This window comes from Priestia sp. P5_B4 (assembly GCF_056400385.1).
Window position 1 is genome coordinate 1 of the sequence record NZ_JBFULJ010000132.1, and the last position, 7,965, is coordinate 7,965.

Annotated in this window: 7 protein-coding genes; 1 reads left to right on the forward strand and 6 read right to left on the reverse strand. The window is 40.1% G+C overall.

Going from position 1 to position 7,965, the window contains the following annotated elements; genetic code table 11:
• The 6 genes from AC1DRF_RS12600 to AC1DRF_RS12625 form a co-directional block, all read right to left on the reverse strand.
• Positions 1-323, reverse strand: a 323-nt coding sequence (locus tag AC1DRF_RS12600; RefSeq protein ID WP_477740859.1) for an arginase family protein, incomplete at its 3' end; no start/stop codon positions are given.
• Complete coding sequence (gene hutI, locus AC1DRF_RS12605) at positions 298-1,587, reverse strand: imidazolonepropionase (RefSeq protein ID WP_427076700.1); 1,290 nt, start codon at positions 1,585-1,587, stop codon at positions 298-300. The genes AC1DRF_RS12600 and hutI, both read right to left, overlap by 26 nt.
• Before the next feature lie 16 nt (positions 1,588-1,603).
• Positions 1,604-3,265, reverse strand: a complete 1,662-nt coding sequence (gene hutU, locus AC1DRF_RS12610; protein ID WP_043979099.1) for a urocanate hydratase — start codon at positions 3,263-3,265, stop codon at positions 1,604-1,606.
• Between the two features lie 50 nt (positions 3,266-3,315).
• Positions 3,316-4,827 carry a histidine ammonia-lyase gene (gene hutH / locus AC1DRF_RS12615; RefSeq protein WP_477727563.1) on the reverse strand — a complete coding sequence of 504 codons (1,512 nt, stop codon included), beginning with the start codon at positions 4,825-4,827 and terminating at the stop codon, positions 3,316-3,318.
• A 356-nt stretch (positions 4,828-5,183) separates the two neighbouring features.
• On the reverse strand, positions 5,184-6,008 hold the full coding sequence (locus AC1DRF_RS12620) for an aldo/keto reductase (RefSeq protein ID WP_427076697.1): 825 nt from the start codon (positions 6,006-6,008) through the stop codon (positions 5,184-5,186).
• A gap of 37 nt (positions 6,009-6,045) precedes the next feature.
• Positions 6,046-6,237, reverse strand: coding sequence for a hypothetical protein (locus AC1DRF_RS12625; protein ID WP_097823850.1), 192 nt, complete (start codon positions 6,235-6,237; stop codon positions 6,046-6,048).
• Positions 6,238-6,552: 315 nt separating this feature from the next.
• Here AC1DRF_RS12625 and AC1DRF_RS12630 point away from each other — a divergent pair, with 315 nt between their 5' ends.
• Positions 6,553-7,026: a YbaK/EbsC family protein gene (locus AC1DRF_RS12630; RefSeq protein WP_477740860.1), complete on the forward strand. Its 474-nt coding sequence runs from the start codon at positions 6,553-6,555 to the stop codon at positions 7,024-7,026.
• Positions 7,027-7,965 lie beyond the last annotated feature (939 nt).

Below are 7,965 nucleotides of genomic sequence, written 5' to 3' on the forward strand. Positions count from 1 at the left end.
GACTTCCCTATATCCGTGACGTGCTGCTTGGCGTCTCCTAAATCCAGCACTGACAAGGAAGTCAAATCCGTATCATACTCAATATGATACGGGTTAAAGGATTTCCAGAGCTTCCTCATGGCCATTGGCGTCTCACTGGCTCCAGAAGCGCTAATGGAAGATCTTGAAAGAGGCACGCCTAAGACCGTAATATCTATCGATGTAAAGTCGACGTTGCTCCCATCTTCAACTGTCTGAATCCAATCACTTACTTTTGGGTCAGAAGTACTTTGACGCTGCCAGCAAAAAGGCGGTCGATCAAGCTGTGGGTACGGATAGTTCATGTAAAACACCGCCTTCAACCACAACTTTTCCATCTTTTAATACCGTGTCTACAAGATTTACGGCATAGTTATACTGCAGCGTTTGGTAATTGGGAGCGTCAAATAGCACTAAATCGGCTTTTTTATCTACTTCGATACTTCCGATTTGATCCCCTTTGCAAATGGCATGAGCCGCGTTAATCGTACAGGCGGTTAAAACTTCTGCTGGCGTCATCTTCATCGTTAAACAAGCTAAATTCATAATAAACGGCAGCGATTCCGTAGGAGAAGACCCTGGGTTTCGATCTGTAGACAAAGCAACAGGCACTCCTGCTTCGATCATTTTTCTAGCACGCGCCGGCTCTTCCATTAAAAAGAATGCAGTACCCGGCAATAGGACGGCTATAACTCCGCTTTCAGCCATTTGCTTAATTCCTTGATCCGATGCCTTTAACAAATGATCCGCTGACACAGCTCCCACTTTAGCCGCTAATTCTGCCCCTCCAAAAGACACAATTTCATCGGCGTGGATTTTAGGTTTTAGTCCGTATGCTTTTCCAGCTTGTAAAATACGATCTGACTGTTCAACTGTAAACACGCCTTCTTCACAAAATACATCACAAAACTCCGCTAGCTCTTCTTTTGCAACGATTGGTATCATTTCTTCGATAACGAAACGAACAAACTCATCTTCATTTCCTTTGTACTCAACTGGCACCGCATGAGCTCCCATAAAGGTTGAAACAACATCTACCGGATGCTGTTCATTCAGTTTCTTCGCTACTTTTAATTGTTTGATTTCATCTTTAAGATTTAAACCGTACCCGCTTTTGGCTTCGACAGTTGTAACTCCGTACTGCAGAAATTTATTTAAACGTTTTGTAGATTGCTTGATTAGCTCCTCTTCTGTTGCTTGTCGTGTACTAACGGTTGTTTGTAAAATTCCTCCTCCCGCTTTTAAAATATCAATATACTTTGCCCCGTTTAAGCGCATTTCTAATTCTTTTTCACGACTGCCGCCAAACACAAGGTGAGTGTGTGGATCAATTAACCCAGGCGTTACGATTTTTCCTTCGGCATCAATTATATTAATAGGTTCATGAATATGCTCAAGGTATTCCTGCGCTTTGACGTCAGGCCCAACAAATACAATTCTTCCATTTTTCACGAGTACGCTGCCATTTTCAATGATTCCCAGATCTGACATTTCCTCCGATCGTCTAGGCTGACTTCCTCCCTTAACCGTAATGACCTGTGCAGCGCATTTGATATACGTAATAGTCATACGTATCCCTCCTTTTTTATTCATTTAACCCCGGAATTTGTATTCCTTTTTCTTTTGCAGTTTGAATGGCCTTATCATAGCCGGCATCTACATGACGAACTACACCCATGCCTGGGTCTGTTGTTAAAACACGTTCTAGACGTTTGGCGGCTTCTTCCGTCCCGTCTGCTACTACAACCATTCCAGCGTGAAGAGAATACCCCATGCCTACTCCTCCTCCGTGGTGAACAGATACCCAGCTTGCGCCTGCTGCCGTATTAACTAATGCATTTAAAATCGGCCAGTCTGCTACTGCATCACTGCCGTCTTTCATTGCTTCAGTTTCACGATTTGGCGACGCCACAGAACCGGCATCTAGATGATCTCTGCCAATAACGATAGGTGCTGACAGTTCTCCGTTTGCTACCATATCATTAATAATTTTTCCAAAGCGCGCTCTTTCTCCGTATCCTAGCCAGCAAATGCGAGCCGGCAATCCTTGAAACTCAATTTTTTCTCTCGCCATTTTAATCCAGTTGCAAAGATGCGTATTATCCGAAAACTCACGTAAAATGACTTCATCTGTTTTATAAATATCCTCTGGGTTTCCTGACAAAGCGACCCATCGAAACGGTCCTTTTCCTTCACAGAACTGCGGACGGATATACGCTGGGACAAATCCTGGGAAATCAAATGCATTCTTGATGCCTTCATCAAGCGCCACTTGGCGAATATTATTGCCATAGTCAAAAGCAACCGTGCCTTTTCTTTGCATCTCTAACATGGCTTGAACGTGGATAGCCATACTTGCTTTTGATTGTTTTATATATTCATTTGGATTTGTATTCCGCAATCTTTCTCCTTCTGCTAAGCTGACTCCAATCGGCAAATATCCGTTAAGTGGATCATGTGCCGATGTTTGATCCGTCACAATATCTGGGATAAATCCTCGCTCTATCATTTCAGGAAGAATCTCGGCTGCATTTCCAACTAATCCAATGGAAAGCGCTTTGCCCAATCTTTTTGCATCTTCAGCTAACGTGATTGCATCAGCTACACTTTCGACTACCGTATCGCAATATTTTGTTTCGATACGTTTTTCAATACGCGTGCGATCAACATCAATTCCAATTACAACGCCGCCTGCCATCGTAACGGCTAGCGGCTGTGCACCTCCCATTCCTCCTAATCCGGCTGTTACCGTAATCGTTCCTTTCAAAGTTCCGTTAAAATGCTGGTTGGCACACTCAGCAAATGTTTCATACGTTCCTTGAACAATGCCTTGGCTTCCGATATAAATCCAGCTTCCTGCAGTCATTTGTCCGTACATCATTAACCCTTTTTTATCAAGCTCATGGAACGTCTCCCAATTTGCAAAAGCAGGAACAAGATTCGAATTCGCTAATARAACACGCGGTGCATCACTGTGGGTTTTAAAAACCGCAACAGGCTTACCGGACTGTATGAGAAGCGTTTCATCTTCTTCTAACTCTTTTAACGCTGCGACAATACGATCGAACGCCTCCCAGTTACGGGCTGCTTTTCCGATTCCTCCGTATACGACTAACTTTTCCGGATGCTCCGCTACTTCAGAATCTAAATTGTTTAGAAGCATGCGAAGAGCAGCTTCTTGTACCCAGCCTTTTGTCGTTAGTTCCGTCCCACGAGGCGCTTTCATTCCACTTTGTTTTGTCTCCATTTTGTTTTCCTCCTCTATAAAAATGAAAAACTGTTAAACGAACATTTTTATTACAGCGCTAGTTCATAATTAGTATCTTGCACAAAGGTTTTGAAATCAGCTGCTAACGCTTCAATATCACGTGAGAAAATTCGATCTTTAGTAATGGTTGGTACGGTTTTTCTAATTCTTGAATAAATTTTTCTTGTTTCCGAAGCAAGTTTATCGACTCCTTGAATATCGGCTGCTTGAGCCGCACAAATTGCTTCAATCGATAGAACTCTTCGTGTATTTTGGATAATTTGATAAGCATGACGTGCAGCAGTCGTTCCCATGCTGACATGATCTTCTTGATTCGCTGAAGATGGGATAGAATCGACACTTGATGGATGCGCCAATACTTTATTTTCGGAAACTAATGAAGCAGCAGCGTATTGAGTAATCATGAGCCCAGACTCTAAACCAGGATCTGCACTTAAAAATGCCGGAAGCCCGCTAAGCTGAGGGTTTACTATTCGTTCAATGCGCCGTTCAGAAATATTCCCAAGCTCCGCCAGTGCAATTCCTAGAAAATCCATAGCAAACGCAATGGGCTGCCCGTGAAAGTTCCCTCCAGAAATTACTTTGCCGCTGTCGGCAAAGATGAGCGGGTTATCGGTTGCTGAATTAATTTCAATTAATATCTTTTCTTTTACATAATTTAAAACTTGATAAATAGCACCATGAACTTGAGGAATGCAGCGCAGTGAATAAGCATCTTGCACTCTTATTTGACCTTGAGAAGTAGTTAATTGACTGCCTTCTAAATACGAAAGAATTCGGGCAGCTGCCTGCTGTTGTTCCGGATAAGGTCTTACTGCATGAGACTCGGGCATAAATGCATCTAAAATGCCTTGCAGACCTTCTAACGTCAGTGCTGCAATCCCGTCAGCAAGATCAGCTAGCTTTTGAGCTTCAAGGTACGAAACTACTCCTACAGCTGTCATTGCCTGAGTGCCGTTGATTAAAGCTAGCCCTTCTTTTGCTTGTAATTGGATAGGCTCAAGCCCCGCTAGCTTTAAAGCTTCTTCTCCCTGCATTCGCTGACCATTATATACAGCTTCTCCTTCTCCAACTAACAGCAGCGCTAGATGTGATAATGGAGCTAAGTCACCGCTAGCTCCAAGTGAACCTTGACTTGGGATAACCGGCACTACATTTTGGTTTAAGCAATCGATAAGCAGCTGCAAGGTTTCCAGTCGTATGCCTGAATACCCTTTAGCTAATGCATTCGCTCGTAACAGCAGCATCACTCTGCTTACCTCTAAAGAGAATGGTTCTCCTAGTCCACAGGCATGACTGCGAATCAAGTTAATCTGCAGATCAGCTAAGTCCGTTTTTGAAATAACCGTATCGCTAAACTTTCCGAATCCAGTATTTACTCCGTAAATTACGTTGTTGTTCGTAATACTTTCTTCAACTAACGTTCTGCTTTTTTGTATATGTTCAACTGCTTGATCGCTAATTTTTACGGAGTATCCTTGGTAAATAACTTTGTAGATTTGGTCAAACGTCAGTGAATTTCCGTCGATTTGAATAAACATCATACCCGCTCCCTTGTTAAACTGTAGACTACCTTTTTTGAACACAAAAAGGGGCTATATCAAAGAGGAAACAAGCTCCTTTTGATATAGCCCCCTATAAACTAACCTACTTACACTATGGGCTTTTATTAATAGTCGGCATTTCAACTTATACATACAAACAATCGCTAAATGACTAAATCACTATACACTTTAAGCTGTACAACTTAAAGCAACTAGAGTACCTACACTAAGTATTACGCTGAATTAATCATTTGTCAATTATTATTTAAGAAAATTTTAAATAATCTGAAATAAACTCATTATTTCTTATAGCAGCAATGGTTCACAGCTGCACATTCTTATTTCTTTAAACGTTATCGGACGTTCATGTCACTTGGGTGAGGACCTTTGCGGCGGTTGCTGTTTAACCCATTAATCTCTGCCATATCATCGGCAGTGAGTTCAAAATCAAACACGTTAAAGTTTTCTTCTATTCTAGACGGTGTAACTGATTTAGGGATGACAATTGTGTTGTTTTGTAAGTGCCAGCGCAATACAACTTGAGCCGGAGTTTTGCTATGTACTTCAGCAATTTTTTGAATGACCTCGTCTTGTAACACTTCTCCTCCTTGATCAAGAGGGCTCCATGCTTCCACAAAAATATTATGTTTGGCGCAAAACTCTTTTAATTCGTTTTGAGCAAGATACGGATGACACTCAATTTGGTTTAAAACCGGTGTTACATCACATTCGTTTAACAAGCGCTCTAAATGCTCAATCTCAAAGTTGCAGACGCCAATTGCTTTTACTTTTCCATCGTGATAAAGCTTTTCTAATGCTTTATACGTCTCCACATACTCATCATATTGAGGCGTAGGCCAGTGAATTAAATATAAATCGACATAATCAAGTCCTAATCGTTCTAAGCTTTCATCAAATGCACGTAATGCATTTTCATAGCCTTGGTCGCTGTTCCAAACTTTTGTTGTAATAAACAGCTGTTCTCGAGGAACAGAAGATTCTTTAATCGCCTGACCTACTCCTTCTTCATTTTTATAAATCATGGCTGTGTCAATAGAGGTATACCCAACCTCAATTGCTTTTGATACTGCAGCTGCTGCTTGGTTATCTTCTACTTGCCATACGCCAAATCCAAGCTGAGGCATTTTTAAACCGTTGTTTAATGTAACAAGATTCATTTTACACGTCTCCTTTTTTGTTAAAAAGTTCAAAGTTTTAATGATGGTGCCAGCCGATCAGCATAGCAACCTGTCCCATTATAATGCCGACTGGGATTCCTATAATCATGGCTCCAAATCGAAATTTAAAAGACCATGCACGCGGCACAAGGGAAAACAAATAAATCATACTCATCGTTGTCATACATGTACTGCTAAAAAAACTGACGACAGTGTGTAAATTTGGCATTACTTCTCCTCATTTCACTAGAACGTTTGCGCCTTTTCAATTTCATCATTTATCTTTCGTTCTAATGCCTATGTTTTCGCAGCCGACATAGTTACATTCGTCAAAGGGTTCCGTAATCCTGCTTTAATCAGTTAAAAATACTTTACCTACGTAACTTTTTTAATTAAAACGAATATGTGCTTTTAACTTCAAAGTTGTGTATAATTTCTGTATATTAAAATAATAAGATTTTTTCACTGTAAAGAACAACTGCACATTCTCTGTAAGGCAATCACACATATTTGCAAGAGTTAACGAAAGGAATGGATATAAAAAATGGCGATTGAAAAAGTAAAAGCATATTTTAAACAATACGGTATGGAGAATCGAATTATCGAAATGGATGAGTCCAGTGCTACTGTAGAACTAGCAGCGCAAGCTTTAAAATGCGAGCCGAAACGGATCGCAAAAAGTCTTTCTTTTAACGCCGAAGGAACTGTTCTATTGATTGTGGCAGCAGGAGATGCGAAAATTGATAACCGAAAATATAAAGAAGAGTTCGGAACCAAAGCAAAAATGCTTGGAGCAAGTGAAGTAGAAACGCTGATTGGTCATGCTGTAGGCGGAGTATGCCCGTTTGCCGTTAATGAAGGTGTTCACGTGTATCTAGATGAATCTCTGAAACGTTTTGTCACCGTTTTTCCTGCCTGTGGAAGTGGAAATAGTGCAATCGAATTAACAATACCCKAACTAGAAGAATTTTCGAAATGCTTAAAGTGGGTTGATGTATGCAAAGGGTGGAATGAATAATTTAGGTAAATTACGGTACAGCTATACATAAAATAAATCAATCAGCACGCCAACAAGCTGAAACAGTTTTTGTTTCAGCTTGTTGGTGTATCTAAACGAATTTATGAAACAGCTTAACCCAACCTAGGTAAGAAACCCCTAAGAGAAATACAAAAAGAAATAGTAAAGGAATGTTCCTAGGGATAAAAAGCCAGCCGTCTAACGTATTCCACAGAAATTCACTTTTATTTGCTTTTCTCATCATTTTCACCTCAAGCAGATTTACTATTTTGTCTTCAAAAATTCTTTTACATAGTTATATACAGTATCTTCAACTTATGACCTTTTTTCAAGAAAAACGTGCACAGAACATTGATTGAATGTGAATCTTTTGAATTCATACCCGCTATGTACTCATTCGTCATCTTAGTTTCATCTGTAAAAAAGAAGAAGCCTACATTTTTAGATGCAGGCTTCTTCTCGTTGATTCAGTCTTTCCTTTGTTTGCCTATTCAGGCCCTTTCGTTACGTATATCGGTTCATAACCAAAGTGCCTTGTGTCAGATACGAATATCTGCTTTCAATTTGCGGTAATACATTTGCTGAAGTCGCTGTTAAGCCTTTCAAAACTAATCAGTCCCTTCATACGCTAAGTATTTAACCTTTGACAACAACCATTTGCATGATAGCTGCTGTACTATATGTGTACCCCGTATTTATATAGTAAAACCTAAAAAAACAATTTTTTATTATATAATTTTCTAGATTTTAAAGCAAAGAAAATTTAGATAGTATAGATGAAAGACACCCGTCACCTATTAGCGCTTCTACTGCTCGTACTCAAGCGTTCAAAGAAAAGTATCCGCAGTGAAATTCATCAAATTTATTTAATGTATGATTTCATCAATTTTTTGAAATGCATCTTCAAGTGAAGCATGTCTTCACTTGAAGATGCATTTC